The organism is Methylotenera sp., from assembly GCF_029945535.1.
GTDB lineage: Bacteria > Pseudomonadota > Gammaproteobacteria > Burkholderiales > Methylophilaceae > Methylotenera.
On the sequence record NZ_JAQSCU010000010.1, the window covers coordinates 169,076 to 190,879 of the forward strand.

Annotated in this window: 20 protein-coding genes; 15 read left to right on the plus strand and 5 right to left on the minus strand. The window is 42.0% G+C overall.

Features of this window, described 5'->3' with window-relative positions:
• The first annotated feature begins 21 nt into the window (after positions 1-21).
• The 4 genes from purL (at position 22) to PSU72_RS03830 (ending at position 6,291) form a co-directional block, all read left to right on the plus strand.
• Positions 22-3,954 carry a phosphoribosylformylglycinamidine synthase gene (gene purL / locus PSU72_RS03815; RefSeq protein WP_300430820.1) on the plus strand — a complete coding sequence of 1,311 codons (3,933 nt, stop codon included), beginning with the start codon at positions 22-24 and terminating at the stop codon, positions 3,952-3,954.
• Between the two features lie 42 nt (positions 3,955-3,996).
• Positions 3,997-4,482 carry an ankyrin repeat domain-containing protein gene (locus PSU72_RS03820; protein WP_300430822.1) on the plus strand — a complete coding sequence of 162 codons (486 nt, stop codon included), beginning with the start codon at positions 3,997-3,999 and terminating at the stop codon, positions 4,480-4,482.
• A 98-nt stretch (positions 4,483-4,580) separates the two neighbouring features.
• A complete protein-coding gene (locus tag PSU72_RS03825; RefSeq protein WP_300430824.1) occupies positions 4,581-5,018 on the plus strand; it encodes a hypothetical protein in 438 nt (145 codons plus the stop codon).
• The gene (locus tag PSU72_RS03830) at positions 5,011-6,291 is read left to right on the plus strand and encodes an NAD(P)/FAD-dependent oxidoreductase (RefSeq protein ID WP_300430826.1); all 1,281 of its coding nucleotides are present in this window, start codon (positions 5,011-5,013) and stop codon (positions 6,289-6,291) included. The genes PSU72_RS03825 and PSU72_RS03830 overlap by 8 nt, the downstream gene beginning before the upstream one ends.
• 28 nt (positions 6,292-6,319) lie before the next feature.
• Here the strand turns inward: PSU72_RS03830 and PSU72_RS03835 are convergent, their stop codons facing one another.
• A complete protein-coding gene (locus PSU72_RS03835) occupies positions 6,320-6,976 on the minus strand; it encodes an NAD(P)H-dependent oxidoreductase (RefSeq protein ID WP_300430828.1) in 657 nt (218 codons plus the stop codon).
• 286 nt (positions 6,977-7,262) lie between these two features.
• Between PSU72_RS03835 and PSU72_RS03840 the strand changes: the two genes are divergently transcribed.
• The 4 genes from PSU72_RS03840 to PSU72_RS03855 all read left to right on the plus strand — a co-directional run bounded on the left by PSU72_RS03840 (position 7,263) and on the right by PSU72_RS03855 (position 10,544).
• Complete coding sequence (locus PSU72_RS03840; RefSeq protein ID WP_300430830.1) at positions 7,263-7,829, plus strand: hypothetical protein; 567 nt, start codon at positions 7,263-7,265, stop codon at positions 7,827-7,829.
• An 89-nt stretch (positions 7,830-7,918) separates the two neighbouring features.
• The gene (locus PSU72_RS03845) at positions 7,919-8,788 is read left to right on the plus strand and encodes an SMP-30/gluconolactonase/LRE family protein (RefSeq protein ID WP_300430832.1); all 870 of its coding nucleotides are present in this window, start codon (positions 7,919-7,921) and stop codon (positions 8,786-8,788) included.
• A 36-nt stretch (positions 8,789-8,824) separates the two neighbouring features.
• On the plus strand, positions 8,825-9,625 hold the full coding sequence (locus PSU72_RS03850) for a ferritin-like domain-containing protein (RefSeq protein WP_300430834.1): 801 nt from the start codon (positions 8,825-8,827) through the stop codon (positions 9,623-9,625).
• A 241-nt stretch (positions 9,626-9,866) separates the two neighbouring features.
• The gene (locus tag PSU72_RS03855) at positions 9,867-10,544 is read left to right on the plus strand and encodes a phosphatase PAP2 family protein (RefSeq protein WP_300430836.1); all 678 of its coding nucleotides are present in this window, start codon (positions 9,867-9,869) and stop codon (positions 10,542-10,544) included.
• A 35-nt stretch (positions 10,545-10,579) separates the two neighbouring features.
• Here the strand turns inward: PSU72_RS03855 and serB are convergent, their stop codons facing one another.
• A complete protein-coding gene (serB, locus tag PSU72_RS03860; protein ID WP_300430837.1) occupies positions 10,580-11,434 on the minus strand; it encodes a phosphoserine phosphatase SerB in 855 nt (284 codons plus the stop codon).
• Positions 11,435-11,577: 143 nt separating this feature from the next.
• Between serB and sucC the strand changes: the two genes are divergently transcribed.
• The 6 genes from sucC to PSU72_RS03890 all read left to right on the plus strand — a co-directional run bounded on the left by sucC (position 11,578) and on the right by PSU72_RS03890 (position 17,112).
• The gene (gene sucC, locus PSU72_RS03865; protein ID WP_300430839.1) at positions 11,578-12,738 is read left to right on the plus strand and encodes an ADP-forming succinate--CoA ligase subunit beta; all 1,161 of its coding nucleotides are present in this window, start codon (positions 11,578-11,580) and stop codon (positions 12,736-12,738) included.
• Positions 12,738-13,619: a succinate--CoA ligase subunit alpha gene (gene sucD / locus PSU72_RS03870; RefSeq protein ID WP_300430841.1), complete on the plus strand. Its 882-nt coding sequence runs from the start codon at positions 12,738-12,740 to the stop codon at positions 13,617-13,619. The genes sucC and sucD overlap by 1 nt, the downstream gene beginning before the upstream one ends.
• 44 nt (positions 13,620-13,663) lie before the next feature.
• Positions 13,664-14,617 carry an ankyrin repeat domain-containing protein gene (locus tag PSU72_RS03875; RefSeq protein WP_300430843.1) on the plus strand — a complete coding sequence of 318 codons (954 nt, stop codon included), beginning with the start codon at positions 13,664-13,666 and terminating at the stop codon, positions 14,615-14,617.
• Between the two features lie 81 nt (positions 14,618-14,698).
• On the plus strand, positions 14,699-16,312 hold the full coding sequence (locus PSU72_RS03880) for an NAD+ synthase (protein WP_300430845.1): 1,614 nt from the start codon (positions 14,699-14,701) through the stop codon (positions 16,310-16,312).
• Positions 16,313-16,377: 65 nt separating this feature from the next.
• Positions 16,378-16,716 carry a P-II family nitrogen regulator gene (locus PSU72_RS03885; protein WP_300430847.1) on the plus strand — a complete coding sequence of 113 codons (339 nt, stop codon included), beginning with the start codon at positions 16,378-16,380 and terminating at the stop codon, positions 16,714-16,716.
• A gap of 54 nt (positions 16,717-16,770) precedes the next feature.
• On the plus strand, positions 16,771-17,112 hold the full coding sequence (locus PSU72_RS03890; RefSeq protein ID WP_013147503.1) for a DMT family protein: 342 nt from the start codon (positions 16,771-16,773) through the stop codon (positions 17,110-17,112).
• Positions 17,113-17,177: 65 nt separating this feature from the next.
• Here PSU72_RS03890 and PSU72_RS03895 read toward each other — a convergent pair whose 3' ends face one another.
• The 3 genes from PSU72_RS03895 to PSU72_RS03905 all read right to left on the minus strand — a co-directional run bounded on the left by PSU72_RS03895 (position 17,178) and on the right by PSU72_RS03905 (position 20,731).
• Positions 17,178-19,487 carry an EAL domain-containing protein gene (locus tag PSU72_RS03895; RefSeq protein ID WP_300430851.1) on the minus strand — a complete coding sequence of 770 codons (2,310 nt, stop codon included), beginning with the start codon at positions 19,485-19,487 and terminating at the stop codon, positions 17,178-17,180.
• 123 nt (positions 19,488-19,610) lie between these two features.
• The gene (locus PSU72_RS03900; RefSeq protein ID WP_300430853.1) at positions 19,611-20,174 is read right to left on the minus strand and encodes a methylamine utilization protein; all 564 of its coding nucleotides are present in this window, start codon (positions 20,172-20,174) and stop codon (positions 19,611-19,613) included.
• Positions 20,175-20,257: 83 nt separating this feature from the next.
• The gene (locus tag PSU72_RS03905) at positions 20,258-20,731 is read right to left on the minus strand and encodes a group 1 truncated hemoglobin (protein ID WP_300431599.1); all 474 of its coding nucleotides are present in this window, start codon (positions 20,729-20,731) and stop codon (positions 20,258-20,260) included.
• Positions 20,732-20,929: 198 nt separating this feature from the next.
• On the opposite strand from PSU72_RS03905, the gene PSU72_RS03910 reads away from it, so the two are divergent.
• The gene (locus PSU72_RS03910) at positions 20,930-21,787 is read left to right on the plus strand and encodes a DUF3034 family protein (protein WP_300430855.1); all 858 of its coding nucleotides are present in this window, start codon (positions 20,930-20,932) and stop codon (positions 21,785-21,787) included.
• The last annotated feature ends 17 nt before the right edge of the window (positions 21,788-21,804 follow it).

Genomic DNA, 21,804 nt, shown 5'->3' on the forward strand with positions numbered 1-21,804 from the left:
CGTCTGTTTAGCTGAACTTCAATGACTCAATCTAAAGCCCACACACAAATGGCTTGCCTGCGTGGCAGCGCCGCTTTATCTCAATTTCGTATCGAGAAAATCCAATCTCAACTCAGTCAGAATGTTCCAAACATCAAGCATTTTTATGCTGAATTTCGCCATTTCATTTGGACTGATGTTGCACTCAATGAAGTACAGCAAAATACTTTAAAAGAGATTTTGACTTATGGTCCGACGATGCACGCTGAAGATCCGCAAGGTGAGTTGCTTCTGGTAATCCCCCGAATTGGTACCATTTCACCTTGGGCTTCACGCGCGACTGATATTGTTAAGCACTGCGGCTTAGAGGCTGTACAACGTGTAGAGCGCGGTATTGCTTATTTTGTGCAAACCAAAAATGGTGAAAAATTAACGCAAGAAGAGCGTCAGCAGCTTTTGCCGTTGATTCACGACCGTATGACGGAAATGGTATTTGCAAGCTTGGACGATGCGGCTAAGCTGTATCATGCCGATGCGCCAAAACCGCTTAGCACGGTAGATATTCTGCAAGGCGGTAAACAGGCGCTTGTACAAGCAAACTCAGAGCTAGGTTTAGCGCTATCACCTGATGAAGTAGATTATTTGCTGGAAAACTTTTTGCGCATGGGTCGTAACCCAACCGATGTTGAGCTCATGATGTTTGCACAAGCAAACTCAGAACATTGCCGCCATAAGATTTTTAATGCGGATTGGGTGATTGATGGCGCGCAACAAGAAATATCGCTATTCGGCATGATACGCAATACGCATAAGCTGAATCCTGGCAGCACCGTGGTGGCTTATTCAGATAACTCTTCAATTGTTGAGGGTCAAAACTCTGGCGAAAAAACCAAGCGTTTTTATCCAGGTGAAAATGGTGCATATAGCTTTGTAGAAGAGGAAATGCATTATTTAATGAAAGTCGAAACGCATAATCACCCAACGGCGATTTCACCGTTTGCGGGTGCGGCAACTGGCGCAGGTGGCGAGATTCGTGATGAAGGCGCAACCGGCAGTGGCTCTAAACCTAAAGCTGGTTTGACTGGTTTTTCAGTATCTAACTTAAATATTCCAAATTTTGAGCAACCTTGGGAAACTAATAATTACGGTCGCCCGGGTCGTATTGCATCACCATTTCAAATTATGATTGACGGCCCACTAGGTGGCGCAGCATATAACAATGAGTTTGGTCGCCCTAATATTGCAGGTTACTTCCGTACTTTTGAGTTGGAAAGTAACAATGAAGTACGTGGCTACCATAAACCAATTATGTTGGCAGGTGGTATTGGTAACATTTCTGCAAAACATTCCAAGAAAAATCCAATTCCAGCAGGTGCCGCTTTAGTTCAGCTTGGTGGACCCGCTATGTTAATTGGTCTTGGCGGAAGTGCTGCATCAAGTATGGATACGGGTAGCAACGTTGAGAATCTGGATTTTGATTCAGTACAACGTGGTAACCCAGAGCTAGAGCGCAGGGCGCAAGAGGTGATTGACCGTTGCTGGCAACTTGGCGATGCTAACCCGATTCTCAGCATTCATGATGTTGGTGCAGGTGGTATTTCAAATGCTTTCCCAGAGCTAGTGAATGATGCTGGCGTAGGTGCGACATTCCAATTACGTGATGTGAATAATGAAGAGCCTGGCATGTCACCGCGCGAGCTGTGGAGCAACGAAGCGCAAGAGCGTTATGTCATGGCGATTGCGCAAGAAGATTTGCCACGCTTTAAAGCCATTTGCGAACGTGAGCGCTGCCCGTTTGCCGTGGTCGGTATTGCCACTGAAGAGCGTCACTTAACTGTCGCTGATACGCATTTTGACAATAATCCAGTGGATATGGATATGTCAGTATTACTAGGCAAACCGCCAAAAATGACGCGTGATGTGAAAAGTACCACAATACAATTGCAGGCTTTTGATACGAGTAAGATTGATTTAAAAGATGCTGCAGCACGTGTATTGAGATTGCCAGGCGTAGCTGACAAAACTTTCCTGATTACCATTGGTGATCGCTCAGTGACTGGTTTAGTGGCGCGCGAGCAAATGGTCGGTCCATGGCAAGTGCCAGTGGCAGATGTGGCTGTTACGCTTGCCGGCTATGAAACCTATGTAGGTGAAGCGTTTGCCATTGGCGAAAAGGCACCTTTAGCCTTAATTAATGCGCCAGCATCAGGCCGCATGGCGATTGGGGAGTCGATTACCAATATCGCAGCCTGTTTGATTGATGATTTAAGTGTATTGAAGCTATCAGCCAACTGGATGGCGCCAGCAGGCCATGCAGGTGAAGATGCTGCTTTATTTGAAACCGTTAAAGCAGTCGGTATGGAGCTTTGCCCACAATTAGGTGTAAGCATTCCAGTGGGTAAAGACTCAATGTCGATGAAAACTGTGTGGAATGAGGATGGCAAAAGTAAGGCTGTCACTTCACCAATCTCATTGGTAGTGACTGCTTTTGCAACAACGCCAGATGCACGTAAAACTTTAACACCACAATTACAAACTGAGGAAGCTTCTAAATTAATCTTGATTGATTTAGGCGCAGGCAAAAACCGCATGGGTGGATCAAGCTTGGCACAGGTTTATGGTGTGGTGGGTGATGTCGCGCCAGATGTCGATGATGCAGCGCAACTGAAGCATTTCTTTAATACCATTCAGCAATTGAATAAAGCTGGCAAAATTTCAGCTTACCATGACCGTTCAGATGGTGGCTTATTTACCACTTTGGTTGAAATGGCCTTTGCAGGTCATTGCGGTTTAAATGTCGACATTTCAGCTTTACAAGACGATGTAGCGAGCGTGTTGTATAACGAAGAGTTAGGCGCAGTGATTCAAGTGGCAACAGCAGATGCAGACGCTATCGTAAAACAGTTCAATGGTTTAGCGCATATCGTTGGTGAAGTTGTCGCAGGCAATCAAATTGAAATTAAACAACATGGCAAAGTAGTATTCACTGATTCACGCGTTAACTTGCATCGCATGTGGTCTGAAACTACTTATCAAATGCAAAAATTACGTGACAACCCAGTTTGTGCACAGCAAGAGTTTGACCGCATATTAGACGAAAAAAATCGTGGGTTATTTGTAGAGCTTACCTACAAGCCAGATGAAAACATTGCTGCGCCTTATATCTCAGCCCCATATATTTCTATAGGCGCACGCCCAAAAATGGCGATATTGCGTGAGCAGGGCGTGAATGGTCATGTGGAAATGGCTGCATCATTTGACCGTGCGGGCTTTGCAAGCTATGACGTACATATGAGCGATATTATTGCTGGCAGAGTTTCGCTTAAAGATTTTGCAGGCGTGGTGGCTTGTGGTGGTTTCTCGTACGGTGATGTACTAGGTGCAGGTGAGGGTTGGGCGAAATCTATCTTGTTTAACTCACGTGCACGCGATGAGTTTTCAGCATTCTTTAATCGTACCGATAGCTTCGCATTAGGCGTGTGTAACGGTTGCCAAATGATGAGTAATTTACAAAGCATTATTCCAGGTGCGGCACATTGGCCACATTTTGTAAAAAATAAATCTGAGCAATTTGAAGCTAGATTGGCAATGGTAGAGGTTTTAGAGTCACCATCACTATTTTTTAGCGGCATGGCTGGTAGCAAAATGCCAATCGCGGTGGCGCATGGTGAAGGATTTACGGAGTTCAAAGAACCTTCTGAAAATTCCGCAGTCAATGAGGTGTTAGAGAAAAAATTGGTGACAATGCGCTTTATAGACAATGCGTCAACGCCGACGACAAGCTACCCGTTTAATCCAAACGGTTCTCCACAAGGGATTACTGGATTAACCAGCACAGATGGACGTTTTAGTATTATGATGCCACATCCTGAACGGGTAATTCGAAATGTGCAAAACACATGGCAGCGTTGCGGTGATAGTGAAGATAGTGCTTGGATTCGGATGTTTCGCAATGCAAGAAAGTATGTTGGGTAATTTAAAAAAACACATTAACTAGAAGTTTGGAGATTAATTAGCATGAATATGTTTAAAGCAATATTAGCAATGGTAGCCTTAAGTTTTTCACTCAATAGTTTTGCGCTTACCGATGAAGAGTATCTAGATTTAACTGACGCACTTAGTACTGGGAACACTAAAGTCGTCAAAAAATATATGGAAGCTGATCCAAAACTAGTGAACCAAAAGTTCTTTGCTTGGGAGCCATTGCAAATGGCAGCTTCACACGGCAACTTAGATACTGTGAAATATTTAATCGCTAAAGGCGCAGATAAGGATTACGTGCATCCAGCCAGCGAAAATACAGCTTTCCACATGGCAGCATTCAGCGGTAATGTTGCGCTGATTAAATTTTTAGCTGAAAGCGGCGTTAATGTGAATTTAAAACTAAAGGGCGATGTTTCTCTAATTCGTTACTTCCGCGATCAAGAACAACCTGATATGGTGAAGTTAATGGAATCTGTAGGCGTTAAAGATGACGGCTGCCAAGACGAAAAATGCTTCTAATTTAATGCGTTAGTGTGACTACTGTATTTTAACTATAGTCACACACGCAAACTAAAAAAACCAATTAGAATGGTGTTTTGAATTTTCTGCAAAATACCATGAAATCTACACAAAACACTAGGTTTAAAAATTCTTGGTTTAAAGATTCAGCTTTTCTAGCCTTACTACTGACAACCTCAGTTTGCATGCCATTAATTGGTCATGCAGCTGAGGTTTCTGCTTTTTCAGACGTCCAAAATATCCATATACGACAGTTAGCGGCTTCATGTGCTGCATGTCATGGTACGCAAGGCAATTCAGTTGCGGCTAGCGGTGACGATGGCGCTAATGCAGTATTGGCGGGCATGGCGCCTGCAGAATTCACAGAGAAAATGCTTGGATTCAAAGATGGTAGCCGCAAAGCGACCGTGATGCACCATCACGCTAAAGGCTTAACGGTAGATGAAATCAATCAACTAGCAGTACATTTTTCGCAACAAAAACGGGTCGTAACCACAGCGCTAAAATCACAAACATTAAAGGCTGGCCATGAATAATACTAATCAGTTTAATCGACGCGATTTTATTAAGCTAGCAGGTGCGGCTAGCGCCTTAGTCGTTAGCAATAGTGGCTTTGCACGAGCAACTAAGCCGCCAATCGGTCGTGTTGTCGTTATCGGTGGTGGCTATGCTGGCGCTACAGTCGCTAAGTACTTACGGCTTTGGAGTTTGGGTTCCATTGAAGTGCTTGTGGTTGAGCATAACTCGCAATTCGTTTCATGCCCATTAAGTAACTTGGTATTAGGTGGCAGTAAAAGCATCAATGACCTAACCTTTGGCTACGATGCGCTTAAAAGCAACCACGGTATTAAGTGGGTGCAAGATACCGTTACAGCAATTGACGCTTCTGCTAAAAAAGTCACTATGTTGCGTGGTGAGCTTAGTTACGATAGATTAGTCGTCGCTCCAGGCGTTGATTTTAACTATGACACATTGCCAATGTTGGCGAGCGCTGAAGTACAACAACAGATTCCTCATGCTTGGAAAGCTGGTTGGCAAACCGTTAATTTACGCAAACAATTAGAAGCGATGCCAGATGGTGGGGTGTTTGTGATGAACGTGCCAAAAGCGCCATATCGTTGCCCACCAGGGCCGTACGAGCGAGCCTGCCAAGTGGCGAGTTACTTCAAAGCGCATAAGCCAAAAAGCAAAGTCATCGTGTTAGATGCCAACGCAGAAATCATTTCAAAAAAAGGTTTATTCACTAAAGTTTTTAACGAGACTTATGCAGGTATCGTGGATTATCGGCCTGATAATGCGATTACAGGCGTGGATGTAGTTACCAAAACACTATCTACCGATTTTGACAAAATTAAAGCCGATGTGCTGAATGTGATCCCACCGCAACGCGCGGGCAAGATTGCACAAATCGCCAATTTGACTGAAAAAGATTACCCGTGGTGTGATATTAATTTCTTAACGTATGAATCTAAATTAGTCCCCAACATACATGTGCTGGGTGATAGCGTAGCCGCTGGTTTGCCAAAATCTGCACATATGGCGACTAATCAAGCTAAGGTTTGCGCGAATGCGATTGTGCAATTGTTTGCTGGGCAAGCGCCAGATCCGGCGCCAGTATTTGCCAATACTTGTTATAGCTATGTCACGGATAAATCTGCCATGCATGTAGCCAATGTGTACCGCTATGATGAAGGTAAAAAAATCATGGTATCTGCCGAAGGTGGCGGTGTGTCCATGAGCCCGAGTGAGAAAGAGGGCGCATATGCGGTGGCTTGGGCGCAGAATATTTGGGCAGACACTTTAACTTAAGTAGTATTTAGAACTTAATGATATTTGCTTAACGCCAAGTAATCACTTCTTCCGTTGATCTTCTGGTTTTTATTTTGGGTTCATTCACTCTATAGCCAAAAGCCACCATGTAAGAAATGCCATATTGCGTGGTATCGACACCAAAGTCTTGTTGTAAAACGGCATCTGTCTCAGCCTGTTTAAAGCCCTCAATCGGGCAGGAGTCTATGCCTAGCATGGCTGCGGTCGTCATCATGTTAGCTAATGGAATATAACTTTGCTTGGCCGCCCAATCAAACAGTTTTCTATCATCACTCAAGTCAAAGTCAGATTTTTGGAACTCCGTGTAAAACTTGCTTCTTGGCTCGATCACTTCATCAGATAGATGCTGTACGTTCTTCATAAAGTCTTTGACGTATGGGCTATCGTATTTTAGAAAATGCGATTTCATAGTTAAGCAGACAACGAAGTGACTAGCAGTTTCTAACTTTTTAGTTGCACCCCAAGCACCGTTTTTAAGCTTTTCTCTTAGTTCAGCATCTTGCACCACGATAAAATGCCAAGGCTCAATGCCAAAGGAGCTAGGCGACAAACGGGCTGTTTCTAAAATGAAATCCATATCATCTTTTGAGACTTTTTTATTAGGGTCAAACTCTTTGCAAGCATGACGAAATTGAAAGGCTTTTAATATGTCTCGTTTAGTCATTTTATTTACTTAAAATATAAAAAATTAGTACATTTAACTCTTGATTAATGTGGGCTAGAGAGCCATATTATATTGAATAATATAGAGTTAAGCATGAGCTGTACGATTTAACGTTAGCATAATCTAATGTATTAGAAAAAGCCTTAAAAATGTAATTTCGACTATGCTAAGCTCACATCTCAACACTTAATAAGAACTAAACTCTACTCTTCAAACACTAAGTATTAAGTTAGATATACGAAGGTCACTTACGAAGTTACTTACAAATGACATCAGGAGTCAATCTATGATAAGTTTTACTAAAAAATTAGCCAGTGCGCTATTGCTCGCGAGTCTTTCAGCATCAGTTTACGCTGCTGAATCAAATACAAAAACCTTGCTGTATATCAGCCCAAATGATTACAACTACAGCGTGCATTTATTGGCACCTTATTACGACTATTGGTTTGCGCAAGGGCCATTGGTCGAACCTATTGCTTTAAAATCATTACAAGAGAAGCGTGTTGAAATGGCTTTATGTCAGGCTAATGAAACAGCTGACATGATTGTTCGCATTAAGCCAAGCGTGTTTTATAACCCGCAGATGCATGTCTATCATAGCAAGCTAGTAGCGACCGTATTTTCAGGCAAAGGTGATGTGTTAGGCACTTATGTAGGAGAGGCACAGCAGCTTGGGTATACCAGTTTTGATAATGGCACTAAGTACCATCTCAATAAAGTTTATGGCTTGGCGATGCAAGATTTGATGACTAAACTTACCATTAATCCTTCGCAGGGTAGTATCAAATCAGAAGCTAAGTTACCATGTGGCATGATAGGCGCGCAAAACGACACAAAAGTTAGCTTTTATTAGACGAGTTAACTTGGTTGAAGATTAACTTAGATTAAGCTTAACTTTAGGTCTCAGCATCTTTATAGTTTTAAAATTCAAAGGATAGAACCATGCAAAATAAATTAATAATAAGTACGCTAATGTTGGCTTTTTTAGCAACCGGTTGTGCAACTGAAGTGAAAAGCAACCAAGGCGTGATGCAAAAAATCACAGGACTGAAAACGCCAGAGTCAGTGGTTCAAGCTAAGAATGGCAAAATCTATGTCTCTGAAATTAATGAGTTTGGCAAAGATGGTGACGGTCAGATTGCCGTTATCGAGAATGGCAAGAAACGCGTGTTTGCGACAGGTTTAGATGATCCAAAAGGTTTAGCGATTATTGGTAAAACTTTGTACGTGGCTGACAAAACCAAAATTATGAAAATAGATATGGAAGGTAAAGTGCAGTCGTTTGTACCAGCAAGCGCATTTCCAGTCACGCCTCTATTCTTGAACGATTTGGAAGCAGATCCTCAAGGTAATTTGTACGTGAGCGATAGTGGCGACCTGTTTGGTGCTGGCAAAGGCGGTGCCATTTATAAAATCAGCCCAAAAGGTGAGGTTAAACTACTCATTAACAATGTGCAAGATGCGCGTGTTAAAGCGCCCAATGGCTTGCTTGCTGATGATACTGGTAAGGTGTTAATTTACGTTGATTTCACTTCTGGCATACTTTATAGCTTGAATACAGAAACCAAAGCACTCAATGATATTGCCGAAGGTTTTGGCGGTGGTGATGGCTTATTACATCGCTCTAATGGCACTATGTACGTGAGCGATTGGAAGAATGGTAAGGTTTTTAGCGTGAATACCAAAGGTGATGTCGCTTTGGTAAAAGGCGGCTATCAATCAGCTGCTGATATTGCGATTACCAAAGATGAAAAATACATCATGGTGCCAGACATGAAAGCGGGCGAGTTAGATTTCATTCCTTTGCAATAACTGTTAATAAATACTAGTTCAATGACTTCAGGCTCTATGCAGAAGGAACTTCGCCAAGCAGCTCTTGCTTGCTTAGCGGAAACAAATGCTGTGATAAAAGCCAATGCAGTGCGCCAGCTTGCCAGCAATTGGTCAGCTGGCGATATTTTGCTAGACGTTAATCAATCAATTTCAACATACCTCTCAGTCCCTGGACGACCCGAAAAACCGCAACTCATTGCCCCGCGGTTACTCAAACACCGTGCCATGAACACGCTAGAAGGCCGTGCGGCTTTGATTCATGCGCTTGCTCATATTGAGTTTAATGCCATTAATTTGGCATTAGACGTGATTTGGCGCTTTGCAGCAATGCCCGCTCAGTTTTATGCAGATTGGCTGAAAGTGGCCGATGAAGAAGCTTATCATTTTAGTCTGCTCAACGCACATTTACAGACTTTGGGTTTTGATTACGGCTATTTTGATGCGCACAATAGTCTGTGGGAAATGGCAGAAAGAACTAAAGACAGCGTGCTTGCACGCATCGCTTTAGTGCCGCGTACGATGGAGGCGCGTGGCTTAGATGCATCGCCACAATTAAGAGCCAAGCTGGCGCAAGTAGGGGATTTAACAGCAACCGAGATATTAGATATTATTTTGCGCGATGAAATTGGCCACGTTGCGATTGGTAATCATTGGTTTAACTGGCTTTGCGAGCAAAGTGATTTGGAGCCAGTGTCTACCTATCGGCAACTAGCAGAACAATACAGCGCGCCAAAACTGCGACCACCATTTAATATGGAAGCAAGGCGACAAGCGGGGTTCACGGAAGTAGAGCTTGAGTATTTGGGTGCGCTTTAAACTCCTATTAATACTGACTGTAAATCTAGCAAAATATCACTAACCTCGGCAAGCCTATGCGTTGCACGACTGTATTAAACTCAAAATGGTTTTGTTTAAGGCATTAGATTATTTGTCACAATATTGTCAGTGAGCAAGGGGATACTGTTAATCCTTACTCTTTATTGATAACGACTTAAACTGAGGTTCGGCCAATCAAGACTCATCGTAAGCAAAGAATTTCTCAGTTTCAAGTTATTTTATGATCACTCAAATTTCAACACTACAATCAAGTTCTTACTGGCAGTTCATCACGCATCTTGGTTCGTCAAGCTTATTGATACCTATCATGGTAATTACCGTGATTAATCTTTGGCTATCCAATCAAAAGCAAGTCGCCTATTTATGGATGGTTACGCTTGGTTTAGCGATCACTTTTACGACAGTTACTAAGGTTATGTTCTTTGGCTGGGGCATAGGGATTGCACTGCTAGACTTTACCGGAGTCAGTGGGCATGCGCTGTTAGCGACTTCCATTTATCCCATATTGTTTTACTCAGCTTATGGTGGGGCGCAAACAAAGTATAGAAATATCGGATTGTGGTTCGGTATAGCATTGAGTTTTTTGGTAGGAACATCGCGTATTATCACTGGCGCACACAGTATGAGTGAAGTTATTCCAGCTTGGATTTTAGGTATGCTAGTGTGTGTATTGGTGTTAGATGCTATGAATTATCAGCGTCAGCGTTTAGCATATCTACAGGTAATGGTTTTGGTTTGCTTGTTAGTATTTGGCTCAATCATGCCAAATTACATTCCAACGCATGATATGGAAATAGAGCTTGCTCTATTGATGTCTGGGCGTGATGAGCCATATACACGCTCTGATTTAATCTCAACGCAAATCCTAGGACAGGTTAAGTTAGGACCCGCTAAATAACGGGTTGAGTGTGTTCACAATAATGATATGAATTTCTAGGTGTTAAGTAGATTAGCTACACCATCTAAGCCCACATGATTTAGTGCATAAGTGGCTTGCGCTTGTACGATAGGCTTCGCATGGTAAGCAATGCCAATACCTGCTGCAGACATCATTTTAAGGTCGTTGGCGCCATCGCCAATGGCAATGGTTTGCGCTGTGCTTAAGCCTAACTTCTCACGTAATTTAATTAACTCGTCGGCTTTGACTTGAGCATCTACAATATTACCTAATACTTTGCCCGTCAATTTTCCGTCTATAATTTCTAGCGTGTTTGAAACGGCATAATCTAACTTCAGCATTTCTTTCACACGTTCAGCAAAGAACGTGAATCCGCCAGAAACCAGTAAAGTAGTGATGTTATTTGCCTTACATGTGGCTATCCATTCAAGGGCACCAGGGTTCAACTTCAGGCGCTCATTCAATACGCGCATTAAATCAGACTCCTGCAAGCCTTTAAGTAAGGTCACGCGTTCACGCAAACTTTGTGCGAAGTCTAGTTCACCTTGCATTGCACGTTCTGTAATCGCCGCGATTTGCGGTTTGATACCGACCATATCGGCAATTTCATCGATACACTCAATACTAATCAGCGTGGAATCCATGTCCATGACGCACAAGCCATAATTTTTAAGTAGTTGCTTGTCTTCAACATACGCGAAGTCAATTTTCTGTTGCGCACAAAACTGCTGTACGGCTTCGTTAGGCGTGTTCTGGTTGGCAAGATAATAAGCATGTTCCGCAATTTGAGTGAATTGAACACTGGTAGCGCACAATTGGTGTATATGCGCCAAATGTGAAAAAGTGATGGTAGAACCTTGGCTTGGAGAAGCTTGAATAACGAGGCGCATGGCTTAAAAATTTTGTTAAAAAAGTGATTATACACTTGGCACCTATTTCAAATGACTAAAACACACAGAATATCAAGCCAATACTAGCGTATTTAGCTGTTTTGCGCGAAAATGTGCATTACTTTTAATAAGAACATTATTTTATGAATTTGCATGAATATCAGGCCAAAACTTTACTGCAAAAATACGGCATTCCGGTTCCGCGTGGGCAAGTGGTGACGGTGGCTAAAGACACGGCTGCTGCGACTACAGAAATCACCAGTGATGCATGGGTGGTGAAAGCGCAGATCCATGCAGGCGGGCGTGGTAAAGCGGGTGGCGTTAAGTTAGTTAAATCAACCACAGAAGCGCAAGCGGTTGTGAGTGAGCTTTTAGGCAAAACTTTAGTCACCTACCAAAATGCACCAGATGGCCAACTTGTTAACCAAGTATTGATTGAAGAAACCTTGCCAATCGCGCGCGAGCTTTACTTGTCTATGTTGGTAGATAGAACTTTAGAGCGGGTTGTGATTATTGCTTCAAGTGCTGGTGGCATGGATATTGAAGAAATCGCGCAAACGAGCCCTGAGAAAATCTTAGAGGAAGTGTGCGATCCGTTAAATGGCGTTGTGGATTTTCAGGCGCGCAATTTGGCGTTTAAGTTAGATTTAGTTGGTGACCAAATCAGTGCTTTCACTAAAATATTAAAAGGCTTGTATCGTTTATTCAAAGAAAACGATTTGGCTTTGCTGGAAATTAACCCATTAGTGGTGACTGCTGAGGGCAAGCTGTTTGCCTTAGATTGCAAAATGAGCATTGATGATAATGCCTTGTATCGTCAAAAAGCCTTAGCTGAGCAACGTGACTGGTCGCAGGAAGACAGCAAAGAAGCGGTTGCGCATCATGCTGGCTTAAATTATATCGCGCTTAACGGCAATATCGGCTGTATGGTCAATGGTGCAGGGTTGGCCATGGCAACTATGGATTTAATTAAGCTGCACGGCGGAACGCCTGCTAACTTCCTCGATGTAGGCGGTGGTGCAACGGCTGAAACTGTAACCAAAGCATTTAAAATCATCTTAGCAGACAATAATGTTAAAGCCATTTTAGTGAATATTTTCGGTGGCATTATGCGCTGTGACATCATTGCAGAAGGTATTATCACTGCAGTTAAAGATGTTGGTATGCAAATTCCGGTCATCGTGCGTTTAGAAGGTACCAATGTGGATTTAGGTAAACAAATGTTGCAAACAAGTGGATTGAATATTATTTCAGCAAATGGTCTGACAGATGCTGCCGTACAAGCTGTGAAGGCGGTGGCGTAATGAGTATTTTAGTCAACAAAAGCACCAAAGTACTATGCCAAGGTTTTACAGGCAAACAAGGGTCATTCCATTCGGAACAAGCGCTTGCTTATGGTACAAAAATGGTTGGTGGCGTTACGCCGGGTAAAGGTGGAATGTCTCATCTAGGTTTACCTGTATTTAATACTATGCGTGATGCCGTGCGTACCACTGGCGCAACCGCAAGTGTGATTTATGTACCGCCAGCTTTTGCTGCAGATTCAATTTTAGAAGCTTGTGATGCAGGCATAGATTTAATTATTTGCATCACGGAAGGCATTCCTGTGTTGGATATGCTCAATGTAAAAGCGGCTTTAAAAGCCAATGGAACCAAATTAATCGGCCCTAATTGCCCAGGTGTCATTACGCCAGATGAATGCAAAATCGGCATTATGCCTGGCAGTATTCATATGCGCGGTAAAATTGGTATTGTTTCTCGCTCTGGTACACTCACATATGAAGCAGTACATCAAACTACTGCACTCAATTTAGGTCAAAGTACTTGCGTGGGCATTGGCGGCGATCCAATTAAAGGGCTTAATTTTATTGAGTGCTTACAAATGTTTGAAGCTGACAGCGAAACCGAAGCGATTATTATGGTTGGTGAAATCGGCGGCTCAGACGAAGAAGCTGCAGCAGAATATATTAAAAGCCATGTGACTAAGCCAGTTGCAGCCTACATCGCAGGGCAAACGGCACCTGCAGGCAAGCGGATGGGGCATGCTGGAGCGATTATCTCAGGTGGTAGCGGTAAAGCGGTTGATAAGATTCGCGCGCTTGAATTGGCTGGCGCAGTAGTGGCCAGTTCACCGGCAGGTTTGGGTGAGGCTGTGTTAGCTGCTATTCACAACAAAAATGCTTAATTTCTAGCTTATTGAATTACAGGGAACCAATCTTTAAAGATTATATGCACACTACATTTAAACATTTGTTTGCGGTTTTATTCCTCACTTTCACTTCGGTGTTGCCTGTCCATGCAGCAGAAGAGATTTCATATCTTCTCACCGCAGCCTCTAAGGGCGATGTTGCTACGGTGAACGCAATGTTAGCTAGCGGCGCGGATGCTAACGCAAAGGATGAGGATGGCGTAACGGCTTTAATGTACGCTGTTCGTAAAGATAAAGCTGATGTCGTAGCTGCGCTAATCAGCAAGGGTGCAGATGTTAATGCTAAAGATAAGGGCGGTTGGACGCCATTGATGTACGCCGCTAAAAAGAATCACTTCATCACGGCAGAAGTGCTGTTAAAGAATAGCGCTGATGCTAAAGTCCGTGACTCAGCAGGTTGGAGTGCATTTGGTATTGCAGCTGTGTCGGGATTTTCAGATACAGTGAGTACTTTGCTAAAGCACGGTGTAGATGCAAATACCAAGAGTGATGACGGTAAAACGGTGTTGATGCACGCAGCTAAAAGCGGCGATATTCCAACGATTACTGCGCTGCTTGATAATAAGGCCGATCTTCAGGCGCAGGATAATTTAGGCCTCACCGCGTTGATGGTCGCAGCGCGTCAAGGCCATGCGCCAGCCATTCAGTTATTGGCTAAGCGTGGAGCAAATGTGAATCAAAAGGACCTTTCAAAATGGACGGCACTTACTTGGGCTGTAAAAAAATCTCAACTTGAGGCTGCAAAAGTGCTTTTATCCGCGGGTGCTAATGTGAATAACTTAGACTCAGAAGGTACACCATTGCTGCATATTGCGGTCAGCAATAAGAAGCCTGATATGGTGAAATTGCTTTTAGAAAATAATGCAAAAGTTAAAGCTAAAGACCAATATGGTTTAACCGCCTTGGTTTATGCGCTTAAAGGACAGAATACAGAGATTGTGGAGTTGATTAAGGGTGCTGGCGGTAGTTATTAATGACACTCAGTTAGTTTGTTTTTTGCTTAGATTTACTTTTACTTTGATTTACCTCTAAAAAAGAAGAATAACAATTACATAATGAAAATCGCCATCGCACAAATGAATTGTTTAGTGGGTGATATTGCGGGCAATGTAGCTAAAATAATAGCTAACGCAGCACTTGCAAAGCAGCATGGCGCTACCTTGATGGTGACACCTGAACTGTCATTGTGTGGATATCCACCAGAAGATTTATTACTTCGTGAAGACTTTCTACAAGCTTGTGATGCCGCTTTAGAAAAGTTAAGCACTGCGTTAGCTGATATTACTGTGATTGTTGGGCATCCGCGTCAAGTGGGTGACGAATGCTTTAATGCGGCATCAGTACTGAAAGATGGCAAGGTCTTTGCAGCATACTATAAGCATGCCTTACCTAATTACAGTGTGTTTGACGAAAAACGCTATTTTACTGCTGGCGGAGAGCCTCTAGTTTTTGAGCATTGTGGTGTGCAGATTGGCGTGTTGATTTGTGCCGATGTATGGGAGCCAAATCCAGCAGCATTAGCTAAAGCTGCTGGTGCTGAAGTACTGATCGCCTTGAATGCGTCACCATTTCATATGGAAAAGCAGTCGACGCGCTTAGAGATTCTGCGCGAACGTGTATATGAAACTGATTTGGCGATTATTTATGCCAACATGGTGGGCGGGCAAGACGAATTGGTATTTGATGGCGCGTCATTTGTATTAAATTCAGAGGGTGATTTAACCCAACAGTTGCCAGCTTTTGATGCTGCATTAGAAATAGTCGAGTTTAATGGATTACAGCCAATCGCAGCTGCCGTTACACCGCAGCTGTCGATAGAAGCCTCTGTGTATACTGCTTTAAAACTAGGTTTACAGGATTATGTGCGCAAAAATGGTTTTCCTGGGGTTGTGCTAGGTTTATCTGGAGGAGTTGATTCTGCGCTCACAATGGCAATTGCAGTAGACGCGCTGGGTGCTGAAAACGTGCAAGCGGTTATGATGCCATCAGAGTTTACTGCAGACATCAGCGTGAGTGACGCCGCTGAAATGGCTAAGCTACTTGGCGTGAAGTACAGCCAAATGCCAATTGCTAATCTTTACGAGGGTTTTAGGGTGGCGCTTGCTGACGAGTTTAAAGGTTTGCCTTTTGATACCACAGAAGAAAACTTGCAAGCACGCATTCGCGGTATGTTATTGATGGCAATATCGAATAAATTTGGCAGTATCGTTGTAACTACCGGCAACAAAAGTGAAACAGCCGTTGGCTACTGTACGCTCTACGGCGATATGGCTGGCGGCTTTGCCTTATTAAAAGATGTGCCAAAAACGTTGGTCTACAGGCTTTGTAATTATCGCAATAGTTTATCAAGAGCCATTCCTGAGCGCATCATCACACGCCCACCGTCTGCCGAGTTACGTGCTAACCAATTAGATCAAGACAGCTTGCCGCCGTATGACGTGCTAGATGTCATTATTGAAGCCTATGTGGAAGACAACTTAAGTGCTAAAGATATTATTGCAATGGGTTATTCGTCGACAGATGTGAACCGTGTGATTACGCTGATAGATAGAAATGAGTATAAACGCCGGCAATCTCCAGTAGGCGTTCGCATTACGCATCGCGGTTTTGGAAAAGATAGGCGTCATCCGATAACAGTGAAGTTAGATTTTGATATACACTTGAACTAATTATAAAAATAAATTTAATGATTAAATTAAGTTAACTAAAAAAACCATTCTGGAGCTCAGCAAATATGAAAAAAATTGAAGCAATCATCAAGCCATTTAAATTAGACGAAGTACGTGAATCCTTGTCTAGCATTGGTGTTAACGGACTAACAGTAACGGAAGTAAAAGGTTTTGGTCGCCAAAAAGGTCATACTGAGCTATACCGTGGTGCTGAATACGTGGTTGATTTTTTGCCTAAAATCAAATTGGAGTTAGTCGTTGGGGATGATTTAGCAGAAGCTGCAATGGATGCCATTATTAAAGCCGCACATACAGGTAAAATCGGCGATGGTAAGATTTTTGTCAGCACAGTTGAACAAGTTATTCGTATTCGTACTGGTGAAACAGGCGAGTCAGCCGTCTAAATGCTGTTGGTAGGAGCGGCGTTCGTCACTCCTACCTTGTTAGCTTAAGCCATCATGCCTACTATTCTCAAAACCATCCTCTTACTCACCATTTCGAACGTATTCATGTCATTTGCATGGTACGCACACCTGAAAAACCTTAGTCAGAAACCTTGGATTATCGCCGCACTCATTAGCTGGGGCATTGCAATTATGGAGTATATGTTCCAAGTGCCGGCAAACCGCCTAGGTTTCACGATAATGTCTCTTGGGCAATTAAAAATATTACAAGAAGTGATTACCTTGTCAGTGTTTGTACCATTTGCTGTGCTCTATATGCATCAGCCACTCAAGCTAGATTTTTTGTGGGCGGGAGTGTGTTTGATGGGTGCAGTTTATTTTATGTTTAGAACATAACCGCTATTTGATTCACTATAAATACTTTGCGCGTATTCCGATTTTAGATTTCATTTGCGACATTTTTACTCATCATTACTTAATCGGGTTTCTTTATATATAGAGCTGCTGTCCCAAAGACTTATCCAGCTAGCAAAGTCATTGGCAGGCATGGGTTTAGACATATAGTAACCTTGGCCAGAATCACAGCCCATTTTTCTTAATAGATCCCAAACAATCTGATTTTCAATGCCTTCCGCAACGACTTTAAGCCCTAAGTTGTGTCCTAAATCAATCGTTGATTGAACAATTTTCTTATCGCTTTCATCCTGCTCCATTTTTAGAATAAATGATTTATCAATTTTTAACTCATTAACAGGCAGGCGTTTTAAATATGCCAAAGATGAGTACCCAGTACCAAAGTCATCAATCGACAATTTAATATTCATGCTGGAAAGTTTGTCCAGTGTGGCAAGGGCCCGCACAGGGTCGTCCATGATGCTGCTTTCAGTAATTTCTAGTGATAATGAGCTGTCATCAATGTGGTATGTTTTGAATATGGCATTAATTTTTTCCGGTAATTCTTGGTCGATTAAATCCCTGGTGGAGATATTCACCGCAATAGGATAATGCAAGTTCATGGTATTCCAGATTTGGCTATATCTTGCTGCTTCGTTAAGCATCCACTGACTAATCAGTTGTATGTAGCCAGTTTGCTCAGCAAAAGGGATGAACTGGTCTGGGAAAATAAATCCTTTTTCAGGATGTTTCCATCTGACTAATGCCTCTAATGAAGTGAGTTTGCTAGAGGCAATATCAATCTTAGGTTGAACATACATGATGAGTTGATTGCCAGCAATCGCATTTTTCAGTTCAGATGCCATTGATAAGTTTGTTGAGCTGTTCAAATCATAGCTTTTATCAAAAACAGTAGTTCCAACTCGACTTGCTTTAGCTGCATGCATGGCCATTTCAGCTCTTGTAAGAAGCTGAGCTTCATTTTTAGCATGCTTAGGGTATGTAGCGATGCCGATGCTCGCACTGACATCAACAGACTGCATACTGATTAAGATTGGGCTCTCAAAACTTTTAGATAAGTCTTCAGCTAAGCTCAAGCCAAATTCAGAAGTGGTATCAGACAGTATCATCGCGAATTGAACGCCAGCAATACGCGCTACAAAATCTTGTTCTCTAGCCGTCGCTTTAATCTTTTGTGCGACTACACGCAAAATCTCATCGCCGGCATCATGACCTAGAATATTGTTGATTTGCTTGAAGCGGTTTAAGTTTAGAATAAATATAGTCAATTGCTGCTTAGTGACTTCAGCCTCTTCTAATGCTTTATTCAATTTCAGCATGAACGATGTTCTATTCGGTAAGTGTGTCAGTTCATCGAAGTAAGCTAGCCTTGAAATACTTTTCTCTCTCGTTGAAATGGCTTCGCTCATGCTACTAAAGCTGCGACTAAGCTCACCAAGCTCATCTTTTCTATCTGTTGAAATGGAAACTTCGTAGTTACCTTTTTCAAGGCTTTTGGCTACTTGCACTAGGTCTGTAATGGGCTTGGTAATGAATTTTGAAACGTAATGAATGCTGATTGCAAATATGAATGCACCAAAAATTGTCAAAATTAACAAGGTAAGCTGTAGGTTTTTGTAGGGCGCAGTTGCTTCGTCGATAGAGCGTTGTAATACGGCGTATAGCACCTGATTTGGGCTGTTTAAAATAGATACATAACGAGAGCCAAATGAAATGCCATCAATATCGATTTCTCGATTCATTGTTTTCGTATTAATCAGGTTAGAGGGCTGCGTCATAATGTTGTTAGTTGAAGAGCCCGTTAACGTCGATGCGGTTAATGACCAATTCGCATGATTTGCCTTGCTCACGAATGTGACTTCAAGATTACTTAATTTATGTAATTTTTTAGCTAATATGTTATCTACTTTGAAGCCCATGATTACCCAGCCTATGGTTAATGGCGCTTTAACTGGCACGGCAACAAGTTGGTATGGTTCGTTATTAAAAATGGCAACACTTTTAAAGTTGCCTGATTCCTGAGCGTTGTCTACAAGTGTTTTAACTGCAAATTTAACATCACCATAAATTTTTTCACCTGAAATTAATTGATGATCATCCGCTGTTGTGTAAAATTTGGTTGAGGTATAAAAGACTGAGATGTTAGCGCCAAGGCGTTTTTGTTGATTATTAAGCGCAGATAGCATTGTTTCATCGTCATTGGATGCAATAGCCTGCCTAAATCCATAATCAATAGCAAGAATTCGTGCACCTTGACTTAAGCTCTCAGAGTTTTGATCTAGTAGGCTCAAAAATATTTTTTCACCCAGCACCAACTGTTCGTTCACCGACGCACGAGCATTTTTCTCAATACTCAATCTAATGGCAATAGATCCTAAAATCTGAATGCTAAGAATGAGCACTAGAAATATGAAAGTTATTCTTGTATTTAGACTTTTAAATTTCATTAAGTCTTAGGTTTAAATCAATGGCTAACTAAATTAAATGGAAGCTTTAATATCAATCACCATTTTGATGGTGCCAGACTCTTTGGTAGATAGTGACTTATCAACAGTCACGTTCTCTTTTCTTAACGCGTAATGCCATACTTTCAATAGGTAATCTCCATTAGGAATGTCACTCATTTTGACCTTGCCGCTAGCATCAGTCTTAGCAAAATAAGGCGTATCTACAACGTAAACAAATGCAAGCATTTGATCGTGTATATTGCAACCTAGCACTACTGTTCCAGCTTTATCAAACACTACTGGTGTACTTGGTACGCCAGAATATAGTTTTAACTCAAAAGTTTTCGCAGGTGAGAACGAATAAACATGATGTCTTACGGAGTCTTGGTTTGGGAAAGTGATGCTACTGCCAGCTTGTATGGCTGTCACTAGTGGAACAAATGTTTTATTTTTTTGCGCAATAGCTGCTTGGCTTTTTATCATTGGCGGGGTTTTATCTTTAGGTTCCAAATACACCACTGCGTTTTCAACGCTAGCGCCTGCAATGTCATTCACTTGAACCTCAATTTCTGCAGCTTTTGCATATGAATTTAACATGCATATCAGTATGAAAGAACTAAGAAAATACTGATGCACTGCATGTTTGAGAGACGTCATAAAGAGTTATCCTAAAATTATGTTTATTGAATAGTGACAATATCGCGCTTCATTGGTGCCAGAATTTTCAGAAGCTCATTTTTCTCGCGGGTATTGGTGTGCCTACTGAGAGATTCTCGGAATACTGAAACAAACAACTCAAATTCTGCGGTTGATATTTTTGCGTCTTTATGCGAATTTAGCATTGTTTCGCCATCGTATTCACAACCACCACCAGTCAATTTGCAAATTTGACTGACAACGCTCTCTTTAAGTTTCGGCAGTTTTATGTCTTTAAATGATCGTGATGTTTTTGGGTTGCTTGAAACTTCGTCGATAGTTTCAGATACAATTATCTTAATAACTGGTAATCCGCCCATTCTATTAAATAGACTGTCCTGCGCATTGGTCTTTGGCGGCTCTGAGCTATTAGATTTTGTCGCTAATTGAGAACATCCCAATAAACTAATGAGTGCGCAAAAAGCGATCGTAAAAAATTTAAGTGTTATCAGTTTCATCATCAGTTACAAAAAAATAAACAACTCTCATTATATTGATTATTGGTGAAGTTGAAATGGCGAATAAGGCTAAGAATTACTAGCTAATCTGTTATTCAACCTGGCATTACAACTTGTAAAATTTTAACTAATGAAGTGGTCTAACAATAAACTATTTTTAGACTACAAATTCAACTTATTTAAGAAGTACTTCTGCACATGAAAAATATCATTACTTTATGTATTTTAAACTTACTATTCTACGTAGCACCAAGCTTTGCGGGCGATCGCTTGCTAGCAACAGGGGGCGTTACTCAAATTGAAGGCTCTGCAGGCGGCGGACTCAATCCTTGGGCGCTCATTAGCGGATATGGCACGGATACACAAATCGGTGCATCGGCTTACTATACTGAACTAAGAACTAATGGTGGTTTTGAACTGAGTAGTGGCGGCGTGAGCGTGGGTTTGTATAACCGAGTTGAAGTGTCGCTGAGTCAGCAAAAGTTTGGTTTAAGCAATACCGTTCCCGGCGAATCTATTAGGCTAGACTCACTCGGTGTAAAAGTAAGGGTTTTGGGTGATGCGATTTATGATCAGGATAACTGGATTCCGCAAATCGCAGCAGGTATACAAATTAAGCATAATGAAGATTTTTCTTTTGTGCCTAAGTCACTTGGCGCTAAAAAATCATCAAGTGTTGATATGTACGTATCCGCAACCAAGCTTTATTTAGCCGCGATTAACGGCCGAAATGTTCTACTGAATGCGACCCTGCTTGCAACCGAAGCGAATCAGTTTGGCATACTAGGTTTTGGTGGAGATAAACACGATGGTTATCGTTTAGAGCCAGCGGTTTCTTTAGCGCTAATGCTGACTGATAATATTTTGCTTGGTGCCGAGTATAGAGCTAAGCCAGACAATTTAAGTGGGCCGAAGGAAGACGATGCTAAGGATTTATTTGTAACTTGGTTTCCTATAAGAAACCTATCGGTCACAGCTGCTTATGTAGATCTAGGTAACATTGCAGATAAAGACAATCAGAGGGCATGGTATTTATCTGGGCAAATATCATATTAGGTCATCACCAACTCTGA